A 23841-nucleotide genomic window follows, 5' to 3' on the forward strand; every position below is an offset into this window, starting at 1 on the left:
TCTATAGTCCTATCTATAGTCCTATATTACCATATGATTCTAGTAAATCAATACTATCTAGCAAAAAAATAGATCAAAATTTTACAAAAAGGCGGGGACCGACACTCCAAAACCTCCTCAGTTCCTTTATAAACAAGACCAATCGACAAAAAAACTGCCCCGATTACCGTAAAGGCTATCAGGGCAGTTGCTTAGCAATTCTTAATTCTATGCTTTTGTTGATTTTTTCTTTTTGAACGTAAGCAATCCAATCAACAGCAGGCCAAGACCTGCCATATAAGTAGGCAACGAGCTTGTATCGCCTGTTTTCGGAAGCGTTGCTAATGGAACTTCGTTGTCTGTAACAGATGCTTCGTCTTCTTCTTTAACTGCATCCGTATCAGTGTCAACCGATCCTTGCGGTACCTCGTTGTCACCCTCTTCGACAACTTCCTCTTCACCTGCGTCTACCGATCCTTGAGGCGTATCGTCTTCGTCAACAACAACTTCTGTTTCCGGTGTTGCTGTTGGCTCAACTGTCGGAGTCGGTTCTACCGTTGGTTCCGGTGTCGATTCTGGCGTTTCTACCGGCGTAGGAGCTGGCCTTGGTGTTGTTGTTGGTTGTGTCGTTGGTTCCGTTGTCGGCTCTACCGTTGGTTCCGGTGTCGGAACTGGTGTCGGTTCTGGCTTTACTGTCGGCTCCGGTGTCGGTGCCGGCGTTGGTTCTGGCGTTGCTGTAGGCTCCGGTGTCGGAGTCGGCGTTGGTTCTGGCGTTGCTGTCGGCTCCGGTGTCGGAGTCGGCGTTGGTTCTGGCGTTGCTGTCGGCTCCGGTGTCGGAGTCGGCGTTGGTTCTGGTGTTGCTGTCGGCTCCGGTGTCGGAGTCGCTGTTGGTTCTGGTGTTGCTGCCGGCTCCGGTGTCGGGGTCGCTGTTGGTTCTGGTGTTGCTGTCGGCTCCGGTGTCGGAGTCGCTGTTGGTTCTGGTGTTGCTGTCGGCTCCGGTGTCGGGGTCGCTGTTGGTTCTGGTGTTGCTGTCGGCTCCGGCGTCGGAGTCGGTGTTGGTTCTGGTGTTGCTGTTGGTTCCGGTGTCGGTACAATTACAGTCTTCTTCACGAAAAACTCGATTTCACGGATTTTATCCGTCTGAGCTGTCGAGGAACCGGATTTGGTCCCGCTTGCTCCGTAGGATGTCGTCTCCGTTTTATATTTGTTGCCCGATTTCCAAGTAATCTTTACGCACACGACATCATGTTTCAATAAATCCGTGTCGTTGATTACGTTCCAATTAACAGTCTTCTTGTTGTTCTTTAATTCGCCGCTCACGACTTTTTTGCCGCTAGGTCCTACTTCAAAGCTATTAGAATTACCTACCGTATATTTATAGCTGGCATCGTAGCCTTCCGTGCAGCCTGGAGCCGGCAGTTCCTTGTAGTAAAATTTCACATAGGATATTGTTTGTTCTTTATAATAAGTTACCCATTTCCACTTACCGTTGACTTTTTCGTATTTCTCATAAGCATACTGAGGCGCCTGAAGGCCACTTCCGCTAATAGCACCGCCGTCATACTCATAGGTTTTAGTTGCACCATCCGATAACCCTTCAACTTTCACGCAAGTAATGGCATAACCATCTCCCGCATTCCAGTTCAAATTGGTTTTATCGTAGTCGCGGGAACCGCTAACGACTTGGTCCCCATCATCGGATAGGGAAAAATTATAGTTGTAAAAGAAGACCTCATCCACATAATCGCCGCTGCAATTGCTTGCCGCCCCACCGCCGCTTCCATGGGCAAAAACCGTACCAGCCGTACCGATCGTTAAGATGACGACCAACTTCAACAATAGGGCTGACTTCAACCACTTCTTCTTAATCATAAATACCCTCCCCCATAATATATGACGTCATGGCTTCCGCAAAATAAAAAAGACCGCCATGACAGTTCATGGCGGTCGGACGATCATAGCATCGATAGCTTAACGATGCCTTAGACTCCTGGCTTTGCGTCCCAACCTTTCGGATGGTTTGCGATTTACATGAGATATTGTTGTTTTGTTAGCTTTTTTGCATAAATATGTAACAATTGTGATTCGCAAGTCCTATTCTATTACTGTTACTATGAAGGTGTCAATACTAGATTAGCATTTTGAGAACATAAATTTCACGCCATTAAATGTATGCGTATTCATGCGTTTGTTCGACAAATTTCATCATGATAATTAGTAGAAGAAATAAGAAAAAGCGCGGCCGTCAGACGGTTATTCACCATCAACACGGCCACGCTTCTATAGTTATTTATATCTTGCTTCCATATAGCTCGTCTCTTACTCGCCAGAGCGATGATCTCTCATATGCGGGAACAACAGTACGTCCCGGATCGAAGGCGCATTCGTTAACAGCATAATGAGACGGTCGATGCCGATTCCCAAACCGCCAGTAGGCGGCATGCCGTATTCAAGGGCGCGGATGAAGTCATCATCCATCTCATGCGCTTCGTCGTTGCCGTGCTCTTTCTCTACGAGCTGTGCCTCGAACCGTTCGCGCTGGTCAATCGGATCGTTCAGCTCGGTAAAGGCGTTCGCGTGCTCGCGTGCTACGATGAATAGCTCGAAGCGGTCCGTGAAGCGCGGATCGGCTTCACTCTTCTTCGCCAGCGGCGAGATCGCAACCGGATGTCCGGTAACGAACGTAGGCTGGATGAGCGTATGCTCGCCAAATGTTTCGAAGAACGCGTTCAAGATATGACCAAACGTCATATGCGGCTCAACCGCAACTTTATGCTCTTTAGCAAGGCGATGTGCTTCCTCGTCGGTCATCTCCACGCTGAAGTCGACACCTGTAAGTTCCTTCACGAGATCTACCATCGAGACGCGGCGCCATTGCGGAGTCAAGTCGACTTCTTGGCCTTGGTACATAATCTTCGTTGTGCCAAGCACCTCTTGTGCGATATGCGCAATCAGATTCTCGGTCAGAGCCATAATATCTTTGTAGTCAGCGTAAGCCTCATACAGCTCGATCATTGTGAACTCAGGGTTGTGACGCGTCGAGATACCCTCGTTGCGGTATACGCGGCCGATCTCATATACCTTCTCCAAGCCGCCCACGATAAGACGTTTTAGATGAAGCTCGATCGCAATACGCATATAAAGCTGCATATCTAGCGCATTATGATGAGTGATGAAAGGACGAGCAGCAGCTCCGCCCGCTATCGAGTGCAACGTTGGTGTCTCTACTTCTAAGTAACCTCTCGAATCGAGATAACGGCGCATCGATTGAATGATTTTGGACCGGGTAATAAACGTTTGTTGAACGTCCGGATTCACAATCAGGTCGACATAACGTTGACGATAGCGCAGTTCGACGTCCTTCAGGCCATGGTACTTGTCAGGCAGCGGAAGCAACGACTTCGTCAATACGTCAACATCTTGCGCTTTGACGGAAACTTCGCCTGTATTCGTCTTGAACACGACGCCATGTACGCCGACAATATCACCAATATCAAGCAGATCGAAAGCAGCGAACTTATGCTCTTCGACCGTGTCCTTGCGGACGTAGATTTGAATCTTGCCGCTCAAGTCCTGGATATGCGCGAAGCCTGCCTTGCCCATGCCGCGCTTCTGCATAATACGGCCGGCGATGCTCACTTTAACCGCTTGGCCTTCCAGCTCTTCCTTCGTAGACGCTTCATAGGCTGTTAGTATATCTTTGGCATTATGAGTGCGCTCGAACTTCTTGCCGAATGGGTCAACGCCTAAAGCGCGAAGCTCGTCTAGTTTGTCTCTGCGGATCTGCAGAAGCTCACTAAGCTCCTGCTCCTGTCCCTGCTCGTTATTCTCATGTTCCACTTTCGTTCATCTCCCTGATACGTAAGGGTAACCGATAACGTTCAAAAAGCTTCCGGCAAGGAAGCTTTCTAAACCATTCATCGCAAACCTTATTTTTTGATATCGACAATTTTATATTGAATGATGCCGGCTGGTACGTTCACTTCTACAACGGTGCCTTTTTTCTTGCCTAGAATCGCCTTGCCAACCGGACTTTCATTAGAAATCTTATTTTGGAGCGGATCGGACTCCGCAGTGCCTACAATCGCATATTCCATTGTGTCGCCGAATTCCATATCTTCAACCGTTACAATCGAACCAATGCTCACCGTATCGATATCGATATCATCGTTATTGATGATACGCGCATTACGAAGCATCTTCTCAAGCGTAATAATACGGCCTTCGATAAATGCCTGCTCATTCTTCGCGTCCTCGTATTCGGAGTTCTCGCTAATATCGCCATAACCGATTGCAACCTTGATCCGCTCAGCGACTTCGCGGCGCTTGATCGACTTTAAGGTTTCCAGTTCCTCTTCAAGCTTCTTTAAGCCGTCCTGAGTCAGAATGATTTGCTTATCGTTCATCTTTCCGATTCTCCCGTCGTGTGACTTATTTTCATACCGTGTATGAATTCACTGTTACCTAATATATTACGCTTCATTGCCATCATACCTTGAGTCATTTCACTTTAAAGGAGTCTCTTGAGAGCCTCTTTGGATTATATTGCACGATTATATTTCAAAGTTGCCCCCAATGTCAATCAAAGCCAAACGTCCCATTGAAACCGTTTCACTTAGGCGTGAATCCATACATTCCGCATCATGCCGACATCTGTCGAACTTTGTCGATGCAAGTGCCGCTGCCTCCAAAATGAAGCATGCTCCGACATGGCGCTCCATTAAAAGCAGCGGCAACCGGCGATCCATTTAATGAATGATCTCTTCCGCTGCGGTATGGACGGATGAAGCGCCATTCTGCTCCTGCACGGCCTCTTCCTCCAATGAACGAATATAATTTTCCAAAATCGCCACCATGCGATCGCGGTCCGTTTCTTCCATAATAACGTCCTTCACGCGCGCGCCGCCTGGCAAGCCCTTCAAATACCATGCTAAGTGCTTGCGCATCTCGCGCACGGCTACCGCTTCGTTCTTCAGCGCGATCAGTCGGTCAAGGTGCAAGATCGCGACTTCCATCTTCTCGCGCGGTGCCGGATCGCCCAGAAGCTCGCCCGTTGCCAAGTACTGAATCGTACGATAGAGCATCCATGGGTTGCCCAACGCGCCGCGTCCGATCATAACGCCGTCGACGCCGGTGTGATCCAGCATCCTTCTCGCGTCTTCTGGCGAGAATACGTCGCCATTCCCAATTACGGGAATAGATACCGATTGTTTGACATCCCTTATGATGTCCCAATTCGCCTTGCCCGTATACAGTTGCTCCCGCGTCCGTCCATGTACGCTAACGGCTTTGCCGCCTGCGCGCTCAACCGCACGAGCGTTCTCGATCGCATAAATATGCTCGTCATCCCAGCCGATACGCATCTTCACCGTAACCGGCTTTTTCACTGCGTCTACGACAGCAGATACCATCTCATAGATTTTGTTCGGGTCAAGCAGCCAACGAGCGCCGGCGTCGCATTTCGTTACCTTCGGTACGGGGCATCCCATATTAATGTCTATAATGTCTGCATTCGTCTGCGTATCGACAACCTTCGCCGCCTCGACCAGCGACTCACGGTCGCCGCCGAATATTTGCAAGCTAAGCGGCTTCTCGCGCTCGTCAACGAACAGCATCTCCATCGTTCGTTTATTTCCGTGCAGGATCGCCTTGTCGCTCACCATCTCCGCGCATACAAGTCCCGTTCCGAATTCCTTTGCTATTAAACGAAAAGCAGGGTTGCACACGCCTGCCATCGGCGCCAGCACGACCCTATTCTTCATCTCGATGTCGCCGATTTTCAGCATGCCGTTCCAAACTCCTCATTGATATTATTTGATCCCAAGCGCCCTGTGCCGGACGTCAGGCTTTATTCACGGTTATCCGACATTAATTCCTCATAGTCGATCCCAAGCGTGCTCGCGATATGGTTAAGCAGCTTCGGGTCTGTCTTCCTCGTACCGCGCTCAAGCGAGCCCAATACCGCAACAGATACGCCAAGTACTTTGGCCAGCTCCTGCTGTGTGTAACCCTTCAGCTTCCGAAAGGCTCTGACGCGCTGCGCCAATTGATTGTTTTCCATAACGTGATGCCTTCCTTTCCATCCTGAAGCGCGCTGCCGGCCGCACGTGCAACCTCACTCTGCAGCGTATGCGATACTTCGATAACATCGTTTAACGGCACAAGCACGAATGACCGCTCCATCATGCGCGGATGCGGCAGTGTCAGCTCCTCTTGATCCATTCTGACATTATCGTATAGCAGGAGGTCGAGGTCAATGGTTCTCGGTCCCCAACGTATCTGCCTAACTCGCCCTAGCTGCAGCTCATATTCGAGGAGCTTGCGCAGCAGTTCGATCGGACTGAGCGAAGTGCGGATCGCTATCGCCATGTTCAGAAATGCAGGCTGATCTGTATAGCCGACAGGATCTGTCTCATAGATGCCCGACACACTCCGTACTTCAATGGTTGGTTCATGGTCAATCAGTCCGATAGCCTCCATCAGAAGCTGCTCTCGCTCTCCCATATTCGACCCTAAAGCGACGTACGCTTCGAATGACTGCCCGTTAGGCGGGAATCGCTCTTCCATGTGCATCCCGCTTTCTCCGCATCTCGATCGTTACCCCGTCAAAGTGGATATCGAACGGAGGATGCGGCTTTGTTACTCGAACCGTCACTTCATTTACCATAGTATAAGCTTCCAGAACCCGTGATGCAATGTGACCTGTTAAAGCTTCAATCAGCTTGAAAGGAGGTCCTTCCACGATCTCTTTCGTGAATGCATGGATCTCCGCGTAGTTAATTGTATAGTTCAAATCATCGGTCTCAGCAGCTTGGCCAAGCTCCATATGCAGCACGACATCGACGTAAAATTGCTGCCCCAGCTTATTCTCTTCGGCAAAAACGCCATGATACCCGTAGAAGCGCATCCCTTTAATCGCCATTTGGTCCATTTCCGTCACTCCCCTCACAGGCAAACGTCTTATTTCTTACTTTGTTGTCTTAAATTTCAAAATAGCGTCCGTCATCAAAGCGGTCTGCTTCATCTCGCGAACGTCATGCACCCTTACGATATGACTGCCTTGCGCGATACCAAGCGCGACTGTCGCGGCTGTGCCGAATGCCAACTCTTCCACGGGCAAGCTCAGCGTGTCGCGAATAAACCGTTTGCGCGATGTGCCGAGCAGCACCGGATAGCCCAGCGCCGACAGTTCGGATAAGCGAGCAAGCAGCTCCAAGTTGTTCTCGTACGTTTTGGCGAACCCGATACCGGGATCGAGCCATACCTGAGTCTCCGAAACGCCGGCCGTCTTCGCGATCTCGACACTGCCAAGCAGATCAGCCAGCACATCGGGCACGAAATCGTTGTAGTCCCGCGCATGACGGTTATGGTTAAGAATAACGGGACAGCCGAACTCTGCGGCCACTGCCGCCATCTCGGGGTCACCCTTCAAGGCCCATATATCGTTAATAATGTGAGCGCCCGCTTCGAGCGCCTGACGTGCAGCAGCAGCCTTATACGTGTCTATAGACAGCGGTAAATGCGGAATTTCCTTCCGCACCGCTTCAATAACAGGAATGATGCGCCGCAGCTCCTCATCAAGAGGAACGGGCTCGAAACCCGGACGCGTCGATTCGCCGCCGATATCGAGAATATCCGCCCCATCCTCCACCATAGCAAGCGCGTGGGCTACTGCAGCATCCACCCCCGTATACTTGCCGCCATCAGAGAAGGAGTCAGGCGTCGCATTGAGAATGCCCATAATTAATGTACGTTTGCCAAGCTCCAGCCGAATGCCGCCGTTCAACTCATATAACCAATGTCTATTATGCGTGCTGCTCTTGCTCATGCTGCCACTCTCCTTAACCGTTATTCATTCCCGACAAGTCGCGATGTATCCGCACGATAGAGCGCTAGCAAGCCTCTCGTCAGATCTCCCGCATAACCGTCGCCAACTTGTACAGTCTCGTTCCTGCTCGCAATGTCGGATAGCGTCGTAATCGGTATAAGCTCCTGTATGGAGTTAGTCATCCATATTTCATCAGCCCGTACAAGCTCTTCCCATGTAAAATGTCCTTCATGCACCGCATGCCCCGCTTCCCGTGCAAGCTCGATAACACGCTCGCGCGTTACACCGGGTAAGATGCCCGTATCAATAGCCGGCGTGCACAAAATGCCGTCCTTCACATAGAACAGATTGCTCACAATGCCTTCAGCGATCCAGCCTTCCTTCGTCAGCATAAGCCCCTCGGCTCCTGACGGAGGAGAAGAGGCAAGCAGCTCACGCTTCGCAATAATATTATTCATATAATGGAGAGATTTGAATCTGATGTCGCCTTCCGGCGTGTTCCGCCGCGTCTGCAGCAGCCTCAGCTCTCTTCCATGCATAGGAATCGAATCATTGACCGGCGGCAGCGACTTCACGAGCAGCAGCACGCTCGGCTGCTCGTAATCGCCCGTTGGCAGACCAAGCTCGCCAACACCTGCGCTTACCGTCAGACGGACATAACCGTCCGTCAGGCCGTTCGCAGCCAGCAGCTCCGTCACCTGTTCGCTAATTCCCTTCTCATCGCCGCGATACAGAATGCCTAGCTGTTCGCAGCCAGCCTGCAGCCGCCTTAGATGGCGGTTCAGCAGGTAAGGACGGCCGCCGTAAGTACGGAACGTCTCGAACAGGCCCAAACCGTACAAAAAACCGTGATCGTAGACCGAGATCACGGCTTCGCCTGCTTCCTTAACAGAGCCGTTCAAGCTGACTTTCATCGCGCGGCTCCGGTTTTATTTTGCAAAAAGTTACGAAGCATCGTCAGGCCATGCTCCGTGATGATCGATTCAGGGTGGAATTGAACGCCCTCAATCGCGTATTCCTTATGACGAAGACCCATAATCTCGCCTTCATCCGTTTCAGCCGTAATCTCGAGACAGTCCGGCAGCGTCTCGCGTCGAACGATCAGCGAATGGTAGCGCGTCGCCGTGAACGGGGATGGCATGCCTTCGAAGATCGACTTGCTGTCATGATGAATGAGTGAAGTTTTGCCGTGCATCAGCTTCTCCGCGCGGACAACCTCGCCTCCGAACGCTTGTCCGATCGATTGGTGGCCTAGGCATACGCCGAAGATCGGTATAACGCCTTTGAAATGGTCGATGAGCGAGAGACTGATTCCCGCTTCATTAGGCGAGCAAGGACCTGGCGAAATGAGAATATGGTCGGGCTTCAGCGCTTCAATGCCCGCTAGGTCGATCTCGTCATTTCTTTTGACCACAATCTCTTCGCCAAGCTCTCCCAAATACTGAACGAGATTGTACGTAAAGGAATCGTAATTATCAATTACAAGGATCATCGTCTAAGCTCCCCCTCTTATCCGTTGTTTGCTCCGGCCAACTGTTCGCTATACTGAACGGCCTTCCACAACGCCTTCGCTTTGTTCAGAGATTCATAATATTCGCGTTCCGGATTCGAGTCGATCACGATACCGGCACCTGCCTGTATATGAGCAACGCCATCCTTGATAGCCATCGTTCTAATAATAATATTAAATTCCATATCGCCGTTATAGTCAATCCAGCCGAGCGATCCCGTGTACGGACCTCTGCGTACCGGCTCAAGCTCCTCTATAATTTCCATCGTTCGAATCTTCGGTGCTCCTGTAATCGTGCCTCCCGGGAACGTAGCCGCAATGACGTCATATGCGTCCTTGCCTTCGGCAAGAACCCCTTCGACTTGCGACACGAGGTGCATCACATGCGAGTAATACTCGATGACCATAAGTTCCTTCACTTCAACCGTCCCGTACGTCGATATACGGCCGAGGTCGTTGCGTTCCAGATCGACGAGCATAATATGCTCGGCGCGCTCCTTCTCGTTAGCGACAAGCTCCTCTGCAAGCTGGCGGTCTTCTTCCTCTGTCCGCCCTCTGCGCCTCGTGCCGGCAATCGGCCTCGTTGCCAATCTGCCGTCCTGCAGCTCTACGAGCAGCTCCGGTGAAGCCGACACCAGCTGGAAGTCAGGGCAGCGCAGGAAGCCCATGTATGGCGACGGATTGAACAGTCTGAGCCATTCGTACAGCTCTTCCGGTGACGTATCAATCGCACGGCTTTGACGCTGGGACAGATTTACCTGGAACACATCGCCTTGGCCGATATAATTGCGAATCGCTTCTACGGCGTCCATATACGCCTGCTTCTTGAACGGTGAGCTAATATCGTTCATTTGTTCGATGTCGATATGAAGATGATCCGCTTCCGTCAGCTTAAGGCGCTTCTCCTTGACCGCCTCCGCCTTGCGGCACGCTTTCTCTTCTTCGAACCATGTCAGCCAGTAGTCTGTCATCCCCTCGGCGCGAGACAGCGCACGATCGTAGGCTTCCAGCAGCTCCTCCTCACTGGCGTTCGGATCAATTGGCATATGGACAGCACAATAAACGACAGAGCGCTCATGATCAATAATCCATAGTTCATTCATTCGCATGAACAAGTAATCCGGCAAAGTCAGATCATCGTCCGCAAGCTCCGGCAAACGTTCTATCGAACGTATCACATCATAGCTCCAGTAGCCGACACAGCCGCCGATCCACTTCGGTCCATAAGCTAGACGCGGTCCGACTGCGCCCGCCATCCATTCCCTCATCACTTCAAGCGGCTTGCCATGCCAGTTGCGCCGGCTTTGCTCCTCTAGCGATTCGTAGGTGACGGACTCGGCAGTCAGTCCTTTGCCCCGAATAATGGCATCCGGATGCAAGCCCAAATACGTATACTTGCCATCCTTCCCGCTCTCCAGCACAACGGCATACGGTGATGCGTCCTGCCATGCTTCTTCCCAAGAAGTGACTATGCCGCTATCACGGCTCTGAATCGGCAATTCCTTAAGCAACGGAAGCGTCGTATATTTCCGCTCGGCGTGCCACCGGACCCACTGCTTTCTATCGGTGACCATCACCCTCAACCCCCGTTCATCTGACTTATTTTGCCTAGTATACAGAATAGCGCGGCAAAAGAAAAGGGCGTGGCTTCTTTCTTGAAGGGCCCAGGCAGTAAATGGAGAAAAGCCTCCCACTCCGAGGAATGGAAGGCTTGAATTGCAGCTATCGTTATGGATTAGTTGTCGAAGTTGAAGAGCGGTGTGCTCAGGTAACGTTCACCGTTACTTGGAACAATCGCTACTACGCGTTTGCCTTCGCCAAGTTCTTTGGCAACTTGAAGCGCTGCGAAGATCGCTGCGCCGGAAGAAATACCGCAAAGGATACCTTCTTCTTTCGCTGCGCGACGCGCGTATTCAAAAGCATCTTCGTTCTCAATTGTAATAACGCCGTCATAGATCTCACGGTCCAGGATGTCAGGCACGAAGTTAGCGCCGATACCTTGAATCTTATGAGGACCTGGCTTGCCGCCGGAGAGCAACGGGGAAGCCGCAGGCTCAACCGCGTAAATTTTGATACCGTCGAAATTCTTCTTCAAGATTTCGCCAGCGCCTGTAATCGTACCGCCAGTGCCGATACCAGCGATGAAAGCGTCCAGCTTGCCGTCAAGCGAGTTGATCGCTTCTACGATCTCAGGACCAGTCGTTTCGCGGTGAATCTTCACGTTCGCTTGGTTCTTGAATTGTTGCGGCAGGAAGTACGAAGGGTTCTCTTGCGCAAGCTCTTCCGCTTTGCGAACCGCTCCGTTCATGCCTTCCGATCCTGGCGTCAGAACAAGCTCAGCGCCGTAAGCGCGAAGCAGGTTGCGACGCTCAAGGCTCATCGTCTCAGGCATTACAAGAATAGCCTTGTACCCTTTCGCTGCTGCGACAAGAGCAAGCCCGATGCCTGTGTTGCCGCTTGTTGGTTCAATAATCGTATCGCCAGGCTTAAGTACGCCTTGTGCTTCAGCTACTTCGATCATGCTGATTGCAATACGGTCTTTCACGCTTGCGCCTGGATTCTGGTACTCCAGTTTCACGTAAACTTCTGCGCTGCCTTCAGGTACGAGACGGTTCAAACGGACAAGCGGTGTATCGCCGATTAGATCTGTAACACTATTCACGATTCTAGCCATGGAAATGATTGCCTCCCTATTCCGACTAAATTAGTAGGTTATTAAACTAATTCCATCTTAACAATGTCTTGCATCCGTTGTCAATAGCGACTTTATCTATATTTTGCCTGATTACTCAGCTATATCCTAGCCATCCCATTCATCGTCCTGATAAACGAGTGGCTACTTGTTCTTAACCGCTTTATATTTGACAAGCAGCTTCTCCTCTTGTGCACTCATCGGGCCTGCTAGCTCCAAAGCAAGCTGCTTGCGAACCGTATCCTTCAGCCGGCTTTCGGTCATGGTCGTTGTCATTCTGCGCTCCACAAGCCGAATGATGGCGAAGCCGCCATCCACGGCAATCGGCCCAGCCATCTCGGCAATCTGCAGACGGCTTGCCGTATCCATCATCTCGCTGTCATAGAACGGGTCGTCCGCATCAATAAGCCCGAGATCGCCGCCATCTTCCGCCGTGAACGAATCCATCGAATACGTTCGCGCCATCGTAACGAAATCTTCCCCTTCCGTTAGCCGCTCCAGCACCTCGTTAGCTTGCTGCTCGTTCTCCGTCAGTATCCACTGAAGATGCAATTGCTCTTTGGGGGCGAACTCTTCCTGATGCTCAGAAATATACTGTTCCACCTCGTAATCGGTAACATCGATACTGCGAACAACGATTTTTTCCATTAATAAGCGATATCGAACATCCTCCAGCAGCTGTTCCTGGGTATAGCCTAGCTGCTCTTGCATGACTTCATAAAACTCAGCTTCGCTCTCGTAGCCTTCAGCCATTAGTTCCAGTTCTCTAGTCTGCTCCTGACTCGATACTGTCAAATTCGATTGAGCTGCTTCCAGCTCAATCGCTTTGTGGAGCATCATCGTCCGCAGTACCTCGTCTCCGTACTGCTTTTGCAGCTCRGCTTGCAGCTCGGCCATCGTAATTGGCTCGCCATCAACCGTGGCAACAACTTGCCCCATGTCCGAAGGAGAACTGCCGTCCGCATCGCCCACACCTTCCGACTCTTCATTGCCTTGTGTTCCGTCACCGACTAGCGGCTGCTGCGATGGCCACACTCTGACGACCACAACGACAGCAAGCACAACCATACATACGGCTTGAAGGATGACAACGGCCTTCAGCACCTCGTATTTCTTCATTCCCCTACTGCCTCCGATTAATGGATCGGCTTCGGCTTCGCTTGATCAAGCAGTTCTTCTAGCTTATCCCGTTCGAAGGTATACGCCTCGTTGCAAAAATGGCAAACGACTTCCGCTTTTCCGTCTTCTTCAATAATTTGTTGCAATTCAGTCGCGCCAAGGCTAATCAGGTTCCGTTCCATTCGCTCGCTCGAGCATGGGCAATGGAATTCGATGTCCATCGTATCGTGAATCTTAAGACCATCCTCACCAACAAGTCTGATCAATATGCTCTCCGGCGTCTCGCCTTGTGCAAGCAGCGATGTCAACGCAGGCATCCCCGCAAGCGCCTGCTCCAACCTCGTAATATCAGCATCCGTAATACCCGGCAGAAGCTGAATGATATAGCCGCCTGCTTGAATGACCGAATTATCTTCTTCAACCAACACGCCGAGTCCTACCGCTGTATTCGTCTGTTCGGATACCGCAAAGTAGTAAGTGAAGTCTTCGCCAAGCTCGCCTGATACAATCGGTACGCTTCCAATATAGGACTCTTTCAGCCCCAAATCCTTAGTAACGTAAATAAAACCATTACGTCCTACTGCGCCTGCCACATCCAGCTTTCCGAGCGCGTTGCTCGGAAGCTGCACCTGCGGATTGTCTACATAGCCGCGTACTTGCCCCTTCGCATTAGCATCCACGACGATCTGGCCTACGGGACCGTCGCCTTTCACTTGAATAATCAGCTTCTCTTCGCCTTTCAGCATCGCACCCATCATCGCGCCAGCCGTAAGCGTTCGCCCAAGCGCCGCCGTCGTCGTTGGATACGTTGCATGCCGTCTGCGCAGCTCTTCGACAAGCTGAGTCGTGCGCACTGCGAATACGCGCAGCTTTCCATCCCAAGCCGTTCCGCGCACCAGCACATCCTTCATCAGCTCATTCATCATGATCCCTCCTGATTGCGTTCATATATAATACGCAGCCCTTCAAGCGTCAGAAGCGGATCGACTTCTTCAATCGTCTCCGATTCGGCAGCGATCAGCTCGGCCAAGCCGCCTGTCGCCACAACGCGAGGAGATACGCCGAATTCCTTACGAATGCGATTCACAATTCCGTCTACTTGCCCGGCATAGCCGAAAATAATGCCAGCCTGCATCGACGTCACGGGATTGCGCCCAATAACGCTCTTAGGTCTCACAAGCTCGATCCTCGGCAGCTTAGCAGCGCGCTGGTACAGCGCTTCCGTTGATATCCCGATGCCCGGCACAATCGCGCCACCTAAGTAATTGCCCGCTTCGTCAATATAATCGAACGTCGTCGCCGTTCCGAAGTCCACCACAATAAGCGGCGTGCCATACTTCTCGATGCCCGCTACCGAATTCACGATCCGGTCGGCACCGACCTCCCGCGGATTCTCGTAGCGAATGTTCAGCCCCGTCTTTACTCCAGGCCCGACAACAACTGGCGTCTTGCGCAAATATTTGAGACATAGCTGTTCCAGCGTACGCATCAAAGGCGGAACGACAGACGAGATAATAACTCCGTCCATCTGGTCAAGCTTCACGCCCGCGAACTGAAACAGATTGTGTATGTTAATACCGTACTCATCAACCGTAGCCGATCGGTTCGTGCTGAGCCGCCAATGATGAAGCAGCTCCTTGCCCTTGTATATGCCGAGCACGATATTTGTATTCCCTACATCGATGACGAGAATCAACGCCGCTCGCCGCCCTTCTTCTCATTCAGATCGAGGCTAATATCCAGCGCCTGGAACGAATAAGTCAGTCCGCCAACGGATATCACGTCGACACCGGTGGCTGCAATGCCATGAACGGTAGCCAGCGTAACGCCGCCGGATGCTTCAACGATAACATGCGGTGATGTTGCTTTAATATGGGCAACCGCCTCTGTCATACGCTCGTTCGGCATATTGTCCAGCATAATGATATCCGCGCCGACATCAAGCGCCTCTTGCACCTGTTCCATCGACTCGGTCTCTACTTCAATCTTCATCGTATGCGGAATTTGTCTCCGTGCGGCTTCAACGGCAGCTCGGATGCCTCCTGCGCCCTTGATATGATTGTCTTTAATCATTACCGCGTCATACAGCCCGAAACGATGGTTCGAACCGCCGCCGACCCGAACCGCATACTTCTCCAGCATCCGATGACCCGGCGTCGTCTTGCGCGTATCGACAAGTCTTACCGGCAAGCCGGCAAGCGCCTCAACGAACTTAGCGGTCTTCGTTGCGATGCCCGATAGGCGCTGCATGAGGTTGAGCGCTAGCCTCTCCCCCGTAAGAAGACTGTGCGTGCTGCCCTCGACAATCGCAATAACTTTGCCCTTCTCCACACGCTCGCCATCCGTTGCCATGGCCTGGAACACAAGCGATGGATCAACAACCTCGAATACGAGACGGGCAATGGGTAGACCAGCAATAATGCCGCTCTCCTTCACATGGATTACAGCTTTCGACAACGAGCCGCGCGGGATCGTCGTCTCTGTCGTAATGTCTCCGCTGCCTATATCCTCTGCAAGCCAAGCGCGAATCTGATCGCGCATGATCGCATCATATCCGCCTGTCGTCCACTCATACATCTTCAATACGCTCCTCCGTAATGCCATGTAAACGGTGCAGCACCGTATGCTTGCGCCAATTCTGATCGTCTCGCTGCGGGAAATCCTCACGATAATGCGCTCCGCGGCTCTCTTGCCGCTGCAACGCCGCCTCAGACGTAAGAAGTGCGCAAGTAAGCAGATTCGCGAATTCGTATTCCTCCGCTTTCGTTAGTACCGATTGATAGATCGGAAGCTGACGCTTCAGCTCCTCGATTCCTTTCTCAAGGCCTTTGGCGTTGCGCCGCAAGCCGGCATACCTAACCATAATTTTTTGCAGCTTCAGCCTTTTCTCGACAATCGCCTGTGTCGGCGCGCTTACGCGGCCCGGCTCATTCTCGATTACAGCCACAACGTCGTTCTTCGGCAACTCGTTGATCCGTTTCACAATACGACGGCCGAAGACGATCGCCTCGGACAGCGAATTGCTGGCAAGCCGATTAGCGCCATGAACACCTGTCGAGGATACTTCGCCGCAGGCAAAGAGCCGCTTTATATTTGTTTCCCCATTTAGATCGGTTTTGACTCCGCCCATCATATAATGCATTGCCGGCGCAACCGGAATCCAATCTGACGTCAAGTCGAGACCATACCTCAAACAGTATTCATATATGGTAGGAAAACGATGCTTCACCATTTCTGGCGACTCATGAGTAATATCTATGTAGACAAAAGTCGATTTCGTTTCTTCCATCTCGCTGACGATGGCTCTTGCCACAATATCGCGCGGCGCAAGTTCCAGTTGCTCATGGTAACGTTCCATGAAGCGCTCGCCTTTAATATTACGCAAATAAGCCCCTTCTCCGCGTACCGCTTCCGATATGAGGAAGCGCGGCGCGCCTGGATAACAGAGCGAGGTAGGATGGAATTGAATGAACTCTACATCCTGAATGTAGGCACCGGCGCGATAGGCAATGGCGATACCGTCACCTGTAGCAACTTCCGGATTCGTCGTATACCGATACAATTGGCCTGCTCCGCCCGAGCTGAGAATGACTGCCTTGCCCCGCACGAATACACGCTGTCCGCTAGGCTTCTGTACGATCGCGCCGCAGCATACGCCGTCATGTGTCACAAGGTCGATCACGAAGTGATCGTCCCATACTTCAATCTTCGGATTGTTAACCGCATTGGCCGACAACGCTCTTACAATCTCATAGCCGGTCGCATCCCCATTGGCATGCAAAATACGGCGCTGGCTATGAGCACCTTCCTTCGTGAGCGCGAACTCGCCGTTCTCCACATCGAACTGCGTCCCCATCGAGATGAGACTCTGCACGCCTCGCGGCCCTTCATGGACAAGCGCATTCACCGCTTCTTCGGAGCATAAGCCTGCGCCAGCTATTAACGTATCTTGCAAATGATAGGCAGGCGAATCCTCGTCCGATATAACCGCGGCAATGCCTCCCTGCGCATAGCGGGTATTGCTGTCGAGCAGCGACTTCTTCGTAATCATCAATACCGAGTTGTCCTCGCTAGACCGTATAGCGGTAAAAAGACCGGCAATGCCGGCCCCGATAACGATGACATCCTTATCCACAACAGGCAGCTCGTCCAGCTGCACATCAACCAAGTATCTAGGAATCATGATGACGCTCCTTTGAATTTGAGCATAGGAGTAGCGCATCCTACTTTACAAGTAGCATGCGCTCCAAGGACAAACGGGCTTGATCCGCAATATGCGGCGGTACGTAGATTTGCGGTTGCATCGTCTCAAGCGCTTTGACGAGCTTCTTCAAATTATTAACCTTCATGTTCGGACAAACCAAATATTTCGAAGCAAAGTGGAACGTCTTGCCCGGGCTGTCGAGTCGAAGCTGGTATCCCGTGCCGTCCTCTGTGCCAACGATAAACTCTTGGCAATCTGATTCTTTGCAATATTTAATGATAGCGGTTGTACTTCCAACGAAATCGCCAAGCTCTACCACTTCTGGACGGCATTCCGGATGAACGACGAACTGCGCATTCGGATACTTTGCTTTCATCTCTTCAACATCCTTGACGGTGAGCATGTCATGGGTGTTGCAGTAACCTTCCCAAATGATCATTTTCTTGTCGGTATTCTGTTGCACGTAATGGCCAAGGTTTTTGTCCGGCACCCAGATCACTTCATCGCCCTCTACCGAGTTAACAACCTTCACCGCATTCGCCGATGTACAGCAAATATCCGTCTCTGCCTTAATCTCGGCCGACGAGTTGATGTATGTCACAACCTTCGCGTTCGGATGCTGAGCCTTCAGCTTGCGCAAGCCGTCGACGTTAACCATATCTGCCATTGGGCAGCCGGCGCGTTCGTCCGGAATGATGACCGTCTTGTTAGGAGCAAGAATCTTCGCGCTTTCTCCCATGAAGTGAAYGCCGCAAAATACGATGACTTCTGCATCGGTTTGCGCCGCTTTCTGTGCCAGCAGGAACGAATCGCCGCGGAAATCGGCTACTTCCTGTATTTCATCACGCTGATAGTAATGAGCCAAAATAATGGCGTTACGTTCTTTCTTTAATTGCAACAGCCTCTCCCGCAGTTCCCGGTTTTGTTCCGCCTTGCGTTCCAGCGCTAATGCTTCCACAGTGGATCCTCTCCTCTTATGAGGGATGGGAGTCAACTCCCATTCCGATATGCGGCAAGTGCTACTTTGTGAATTGATGCACATACTCAGAAAGTCGCTTGCCTATAGTTTAAACCAAAAGGGATAAATTCATTTGATTAAGATTTAATTTACACTTGGTAAATGGCTCTGTCAATGCGTAAACGCCTTTTTCTAGAACCATTTTTGAAATTGCTTTGTCGAGTGAGGTTTTCACTTTTGTTCAAGGTACAATTTGCTCTTATAGACCGCCAAAATAAAAAACTGTCTCTAGGTTCATCTAGAGACAGTCTTCAACAAATCGAGGACCGAATTCATTACCGTCTAGCCGGATCGTACGGCTCGCCGAGCGCCGCAGGGGCATTCGAGCGGCCGATGCCGCCAGCGAGAACGATCAGCGTCAGCACGTACGGCAGCATGTAGAAAAATTCAGCCGGAATTTGCTTCGAAAATTCGAATAGCTGGGCAAAGTTGCGCAGCGCTTGCGCAAAACCGAAGAACATCGCCGCTCCCACTACGCCAAGCGGATTCCACTTGCCGAAGATGAGCGCCGCCAAAGCGATAAAGCCTTGTCCGGAAATCGTGTTGTGAGCGAAGCTGCTTGTCGTCGTCAGCGTAATTGTCGCGCCGCCGAGACCGGCTAACGCGCCGCTCAGCATAACGCCGATGTAACGATACTTCGTCACGCTGATGCCTACCGTATCGGCCGAGCTCGGATGCTCGCCAACTGCACGCAGGCGCAGCCCGAACGGCGTGCGGAACAGTACAAAGTAACTGATGCCCGCAAGAATAAGAGCTATATAAGTAGTAGGATATGAATTGAACAATCCGTTGCCGATAATCGGAATGGACGATAACCCTGGTATTGCCCATTTCTCGAAGACGAAGTCGAGCATCGTCGTTTGGCCCGAATCATTGTACAGACTTCTGGTCAAATAGATGGCAAGTCCGAGCGCCAAAATATTAATAACGACGCCGACAACCGTCTGATCCGAGCGAAACGTAATCGTTGCAACTGCGTGCAGGAGCGAGAAGAGCACGCCATATATCGCTGCCGCGGCTAATCCGATCCAAGGAGCCGATTCTTCCAAGCCTGCTTGGATCGCATAATCGGTAACGACTGCCGCTGCGAAGGCGCCGGACACCATAAGACCCTCAAGGCCGATATTAACGACGCCTGACCGTTCGGAGAAAAGACCTCCGAGGGCGGTGAAGATGAGTGCAGTCGAGAACACGAGCGTAATGTTGAGCAGTTGCCCAAGTACTTCAATAACGTTCATCCTACACCGCCTCCTTCCGTTTTTCTGCCCGTTTGCTTAAAAACGGCTTCAAGAAAAACTTCACAATGCCGTGGGAAGCGACGAAGAAAATAACCGACCCGATCACGATCCGCACAATTTCCTGAGGCACTTCAGCGCCAAAATTCATGCCAGCGGAGCCATATGACAAGCCGCCGAACAAGATCGCGCCGAGCAGCACGCCAACCGGCGTATTGCCGCCAAGCAGAGCAACCGCGATGCCGTCGAAGCCATAACCCCATGTTGCGGCCATAACCGTCTGATAACCGAAGACGCCCAATATTTCGAACACGCCGCCAAGTCCCGCGAAGATACCGCTTATGAACATCGACTTGATAAGTGTGGTCTTCACGTTCATGCCGGCATACAGCGCAGCATCTGGATTGTGGCCGACCGCACGAAGCTCGTAGCCCTGCTTCGTCCGCCATAACAGGACATAGAACACAACGACACAAATAATCGCAACTAACGTCCCCCAGTGCATACGGGCATTGCCCATCAGCTCAACGAGCCAATCAATCGACAATCTTGCAGAATCATGCACATTCGGCGTTTTCTGCTGGCCTTGCTGCACAAGGAACTTCRCCACGATAAAGTTCGATAGGAACAAGGCGATCCAGTTCAGCATAATCGAAGATATAACCTCGTTTACGCCGCGCTTTGCTTTCAAGTAACCGACGATGCCTGCCCAGATCCCACCGAACAACGCACCTGTAACAACAGCAAGCGGCGCATGAAGATACCACGGCAACTCCAAACCAACACCGACAAGCGTCGCGCCGGTCATCCCCATCATGAATTGGCCCTCTACACCGATATTAAATAATCCCGTACGGAAGGCAAAAGCAACAGCAAGTCCCGTGAAGATAAGCGGTGTTATCGCACGGATCGCTTCACCTATATCATACGGACTGCCGAATACCATCTTAACGAGAGAGGTGTATGCCAATATCGGATTATAGCCTCCCGCAAGCATAACTAGCGCTCCGCATAATAAGCCAAGTACGATAGCGACAAGCGGGATGCCGATCGATGACTTGACGAAAATCTTTTTGAAAGTATCCACTTGTCCTACCCCCTCTTCTCAAGCCGGCTTTGTTCAGACTGATTGCCGGCCATCATCAGGCCGAGCTGCTGATCGTCGCGGTGCTCTGCGTCTACCTCGCCCATAATCGAGCCTTCATACATCACGGCTATCCGGTCGGATAGCGCGTACAGCTCATCAAGCTCGAAGGAAACGAGCAAAATGGCTTTGCCTTCATTGCGAGCATCTACAAGACGTTTATGGACGTATTCGATTGCACCGATATCAAGACCCCTTGTCGGCTGTACCGCGATAAGCAGATCAGGATCACTGTGCAGCTCCCGAGCAATTATTGCTTTCTGCTGATTGCCGCCTGATAAAGCACGAGCATGCGTATGTATGCCCGATGTACGAACGTCGAATTCATCGACCAGCTTCGTTGCAAGCTTATCCATGGCTCCATAGTCGATGAATATGCCGCGGCCAAACTCCGGTTCGAAATAACTTCCTAATATCATATTTTCACTAAGCGTGAAATCAAGCACGAGTCCGTGCTTATGACGATCCTCCGGAATATGTCCTACTCCTGCAAGCGATACCGTCCGAGGCGACTTATTCGTTAAATCCTGATCATTCAGCTTCACGCTGCCGCCGATTACTTGCCTCATGCCTGTAATGGCGTAAATGAGCTCACTTTGTCCATTTCCGTCAACCCCGGCAATGCCTACTATCTCGCCTGCGCGCACGTTGAAGCTGACACCATTCAACACTTGCTTGCCCTGTTCGCCTTTCATTTGCAGCGAATCAACAGAGAGCACGGTTTTGCCCGGCAAATTTTTTGTCTTCTCCACTTGGAACGACACATCTCTGCCAACCATCAGCTCCGCAAGCTTGCGCTCGTCCGTTTCCAACGTGCTCACCGTCTTCACCACTTTGCCCCGTCGGATAACCGTTACCGTATCGGCAAGCGCCATAACTTCCTTCAGCTTATGCGTAATAATGATAATCGACTTGCCCTCAGCAGCCAAACTGCGTATGATCTCAATCAGTTCTTCGATTTCTTGTACCGTTAGCACAGCCGTTGGCTCATCGAAAATAACGATTTCCGCTCCCCGATATAGCGTCTTCAATATTTCGACCCGCTGCTGCATGCCAACGGTAATATCTTTAATCCGAACTTGCGGATCTACTTTCAAACCATAACGTTCGGATATGTCCCGAACCTTCTCATTCGCCAGCTTATAATTAATGGTCAAGCCTTTCTTCGGTTCATTGCCAAGCACGATGTTCTCCGCTACCGTAAACGGCTGAACAAGCTTAAAATGCTGATGCACCATACCAATGCCAAGCTCAATCGCTTTGGCTGCTCCATCGATAACCGTTTTCTCGCCGTTCACGTAAATCTCGCCTTCATCCGGCTGATACAGCCCAAACAAGATGTTCATGAGTGTTGATTTACCTGCGCCATTCTCGCCTAGCAGCGCATGTATCTCGCCTTTTTTGAGCTCAAAATCGATCGAATCGTTGGCCACTAGCCCAGGAAATCGTTTCGTTATTCCTTTTAACTGTACAGCCGCCAAGTTCCGGTCCATTCCTTCATCATCTCCCCGGTTCATTTCCCGTATTGAGTTCTATTTAACAAAAAGACAAGACCGGCCTAGAAGCCGGTCTTATATTCCTTCGTCTCTCTTGCCATATTATCTTCCTGCGGCCTGGATCTTTATTTGGCAGCCGGATCTACAGGTACTTTAATTTCGCCGTTGATGATTTTTTGTTTGAACTCTTCGACTTGTTTGAGAACAACTTCAGGAACGTTTTTGTTCGTCTCAGGCAAGCCTACGCCATCATCCTTAAGGCCAAGCTCTTGAATTGTGCCGCCAGCAAATTTACCGTCGATCAAATCTTTCGAAATTTTGTATACAGCCGCTTCAACGCCCTTCATCATCGAAGTAAGCGTTACTTCATCGCCGAATTCAAGCGATTGGTCTTTGTCRACGCCGATTACCCATACATCGTCGCCTGCTTTTTTGCGAGCTGTCGCTTCATTGAACACGCCATTACCCGTCGCGCCTGCTGCATGGAAAATAATATCGATGCCTTTGTCGTACATCGTTGCTGCAGCGATCTTGCCAAGATCCGGCTTGCCGAATTCACCCGTGTAGTTCACGTCTACGACGATTTCCGGTTTAACAGCCGCTACGCCTGCTTTGAAGCCGGCTTCGAACTTCTTAATAACCGGAATCTCCATGCCGCCAACGAAACCGATTTTGCCTGTTTTGGTCATCAGACCAGCCACTACACCAACGAGGAACGATCCCTCGTTCTCAGCGAACGTAATGGATGCTACGTTAGGAGCTTCTACAACGCTGTCGATAACAGCCAGATTTGCATCCGGGTTTTCTTTCGCTACCTTAGACAACGCATCATTAAACAGGAAGCCGATACCCCAAGTGAGGTTGTAGCCGTCCTTCACGAACTTGTTCAAGTTCGGCTCCATATCCGCGTCGCCTTTGCTCTCTAAGTATTTAGTCGATGCGCCTGTTTTAGCCGTTAGATCCTCTAATGCTTCCCACGCACTTTGGTTAAATGATTTGTCATGAACGCCGCCAACGTCGGTAACCATACCGATTTTGAAGTCTTTCCCGCTGCCGTCCGATTTCACTTCTTCTTCTTTGGTTCCGCCGTTGTTGCCTCCAGCACCTTCGTTGTTATTGCCTTTCGCTCCGCAAGCCGATAACACAAGCGTTGCGGCAATAATAAGCATAAGCATCAAACTAAACGTTTTCTTCATACTTGTTCTCTCCCTCGCACCTGATTTGGCAATACCTCGCAACCCCGCATACTTCTTTATTCTTGCTGATTTTGGCCGCTATTATTTCATTATAGTTACAAAAAAATAAACGTCAACGATTTAATGTTAGGTTTCTTAACATAAAAATCAAGTAGACGCTTACATGTAACGATAATGTTACATATCGACCGTATGTTGTGATTCTAAGGTGAGGTTCGCTAATCTTTATGCTGAAATCACTTACCCAATTATAGGCTATTCCCGAACATTAATAAAGAAAAATATCGGACAGATCATCTTACGCTATAGTTTAATTGCTTATTTTAACACCCATTTATCCCTATTATTCTTACTTGTTTAATGGAAATAATGTTTATTTTATATCATTGCACCTTTTAAAAAAATAAAACGGCAGATCGG

Annotated in this window: 22 protein-coding genes and 1 riboswitch; all 22 genes read right to left on the reverse strand. The window is 50.8% G+C overall.

The genetic code is table 11. The features are described from left to right. Positions 1-207: 207 nt before the first annotated feature. The 22 genes from AB4Z33_RS11160 to AB4Z33_RS11265 all read right to left on the reverse strand — a co-directional run bounded on the left by AB4Z33_RS11160 (position 208) and on the right by AB4Z33_RS11265 (position 23421). Positions 208-1851, reverse strand: coding sequence for an LPXTG cell wall anchor domain-containing protein (locus tag AB4Z33_RS11160; RefSeq protein ID WP_442050008.1), 1644 nt, complete (start codon positions 1849-1851; stop codon positions 208-210). Positions 1852-1918: 67 nt separating this feature from the next. Continuing rightward, a riboswitch (cyclic di-GMP riboswitch) is annotated at positions 1919-2014 on the reverse strand. Between the two features lie 284 nt (positions 2015-2298). Beyond that, the gene (gene lysS, locus AB4Z33_RS11165; protein ID WP_442050009.1) at positions 2299-3819 is read right to left on the reverse strand and encodes a lysine--tRNA ligase; all 1521 of its coding nucleotides are present in this window, start codon (positions 3817-3819) and stop codon (positions 2299-2301) included. Positions 3820-3908: 89 nt separating this feature from the next. Then, entirely contained in the window at positions 3909-4385 is a 477-nt protein-coding gene (greA, locus tag AB4Z33_RS11170; RefSeq protein WP_442050010.1) for a transcription elongation factor GreA, read from the reverse strand. A 342-nt stretch (positions 4386-4727) separates the two neighbouring features. Beyond that, positions 4728-5765 (reverse strand): tRNA dihydrouridine synthase DusB, encoded by a 1038-nt coding sequence (dusB, locus tag AB4Z33_RS11175; RefSeq protein WP_442050011.1) that lies wholly within the window; start codon positions 5763-5765, stop codon positions 4728-4730. Positions 5766-5827: 62 nt separating this feature from the next. Continuing rightward, complete coding sequence (locus tag AB4Z33_RS11180) at positions 5828-6040, reverse strand: helix-turn-helix domain-containing protein (protein ID WP_442050012.1); 213 nt, start codon at positions 6038-6040, stop codon at positions 5828-5830. After that, complete coding sequence (folK, locus tag AB4Z33_RS11185; RefSeq protein WP_442050078.1) at positions 5992-6546, reverse strand: 2-amino-4-hydroxy-6-hydroxymethyldihydropteridine diphosphokinase; 555 nt, start codon at positions 6544-6546, stop codon at positions 5992-5994. Before folK ends, AB4Z33_RS11180 begins: the two co-directional genes overlap by 49 nt. Beyond that, positions 6524-6910: a dihydroneopterin aldolase gene (gene folB, locus AB4Z33_RS11190; RefSeq protein WP_442050013.1), complete on the reverse strand. Its 387-nt coding sequence runs from the start codon at positions 6908-6910 to the stop codon at positions 6524-6526. The genes folK and folB overlap by 23 nt, the downstream gene beginning before the upstream one ends. 36 nt (positions 6911-6946) lie before the next feature. After that, positions 6947-7807, reverse strand: a complete 861-nt coding sequence (gene folP, locus AB4Z33_RS11195) for a dihydropteroate synthase (protein WP_442050014.1) — start codon at positions 7805-7807, stop codon at positions 6947-6949. A gap of 20 nt (positions 7808-7827) precedes the next feature. Beyond that, positions 7828-8721, reverse strand: a complete 894-nt coding sequence (gene pabC / locus AB4Z33_RS11200; protein WP_442050015.1) for an aminodeoxychorismate lyase — start codon at positions 8719-8721, stop codon at positions 7828-7830. Then, positions 8718-9299 carry an aminodeoxychorismate/anthranilate synthase component II gene (pabA, locus tag AB4Z33_RS11205; RefSeq protein WP_442050016.1) on the reverse strand — a complete coding sequence of 194 codons (582 nt, stop codon included), beginning with the start codon at positions 9297-9299 and terminating at the stop codon, positions 8718-8720. The genes pabC and pabA overlap by 4 nt, the downstream gene beginning before the upstream one ends. A 17-nt stretch (positions 9300-9316) precedes the next feature. After that, a complete protein-coding gene (locus AB4Z33_RS11210) occupies positions 9317-10891 on the reverse strand; it encodes an anthranilate synthase component I family protein (RefSeq protein ID WP_442050017.1) in 1575 nt (524 codons plus the stop codon). Between the two features lie 161 nt (positions 10892-11052). Then, positions 11053-11991 (reverse strand): cysteine synthase A, encoded by a 939-nt coding sequence (gene cysK, locus AB4Z33_RS11215; RefSeq protein ID WP_442050018.1) that lies wholly within the window; start codon positions 11989-11991, stop codon positions 11053-11055. A gap of 162 nt (positions 11992-12153) precedes the next feature. Then, on the reverse strand, positions 12154-13128 hold the full coding sequence (locus AB4Z33_RS11220) for a peptidylprolyl isomerase (protein WP_442050019.1): 975 nt from the start codon (positions 13126-13128) through the stop codon (positions 12154-12156). 17 nt (positions 13129-13145) lie between these two features. Continuing rightward, positions 13146-14051 carry an Hsp33 family molecular chaperone HslO gene (hslO, locus tag AB4Z33_RS11225; RefSeq protein WP_442050079.1) on the reverse strand — a complete coding sequence of 302 codons (906 nt, stop codon included), beginning with the start codon at positions 14049-14051 and terminating at the stop codon, positions 13146-13148. Further along, entirely contained in the window at positions 14051-14824 is a 774-nt protein-coding gene (locus AB4Z33_RS11230; RefSeq protein WP_442050020.1) for a type III pantothenate kinase, read from the reverse strand. The genes hslO and AB4Z33_RS11230 overlap by 1 nt, the downstream gene beginning before the upstream one ends. Then, positions 14821-15705: a carboxylating nicotinate-nucleotide diphosphorylase gene (gene nadC / locus AB4Z33_RS11235; protein ID WP_442050021.1), complete on the reverse strand. Its 885-nt coding sequence runs from the start codon at positions 15703-15705 to the stop codon at positions 14821-14823. The genes AB4Z33_RS11230 and nadC overlap by 4 nt, the downstream gene beginning before the upstream one ends. Further along, positions 15698-17311, reverse strand: coding sequence for an L-aspartate oxidase (gene nadB, locus AB4Z33_RS11240; RefSeq protein WP_442050022.1), 1614 nt, complete (start codon positions 17309-17311; stop codon positions 15698-15700). The genes nadC and nadB overlap by 8 nt, the downstream gene beginning before the upstream one ends. 40 nt (positions 17312-17351) lie before the next feature. After that, entirely contained in the window at positions 17352-18290 is a 939-nt protein-coding gene (gene nadA / locus AB4Z33_RS11245) for a quinolinate synthase NadA (protein ID WP_442050023.1), read from the reverse strand. 335 nt (positions 18291-18625) lie between these two features. Further along, a complete protein-coding gene (locus tag AB4Z33_RS11250) occupies positions 18626-19588 on the reverse strand; it encodes an ABC transporter permease (protein WP_442050024.1) in 963 nt (320 codons plus the stop codon). A gap of 1 nt (position 19589) precedes the next feature. Continuing rightward, positions 19590-20672, reverse strand: coding sequence for an ABC transporter permease (locus tag AB4Z33_RS11255; RefSeq protein ID WP_442050025.1), 1083 nt, complete (start codon positions 20670-20672; stop codon positions 19590-19592). A 5-nt stretch (positions 20673-20677) separates the two neighbouring features. Continuing rightward, a complete protein-coding gene (locus AB4Z33_RS11260; RefSeq protein ID WP_442050026.1) occupies positions 20678-22222 on the reverse strand; it encodes an ABC transporter ATP-binding protein in 1545 nt (514 codons plus the stop codon). Positions 22223-22350: 128 nt separating this feature from the next. Then, positions 22351-23421: a BMP family lipoprotein gene (locus tag AB4Z33_RS11265; protein WP_442050027.1), complete on the reverse strand. Its 1071-nt coding sequence runs from the start codon at positions 23419-23421 to the stop codon at positions 22351-22353. Between the last annotated feature and the right edge of the window lie 420 nt (positions 23422-23841).

The sequence above is a fragment of the Paenibacillus sp. 2TAB19 genome (genome assembly GCF_052115185.1).
In the GTDB taxonomy this organism is placed as follows: domain Bacteria; phylum Bacillota; class Bacilli; order Paenibacillales; family Paenibacillaceae; genus Pristimantibacillus.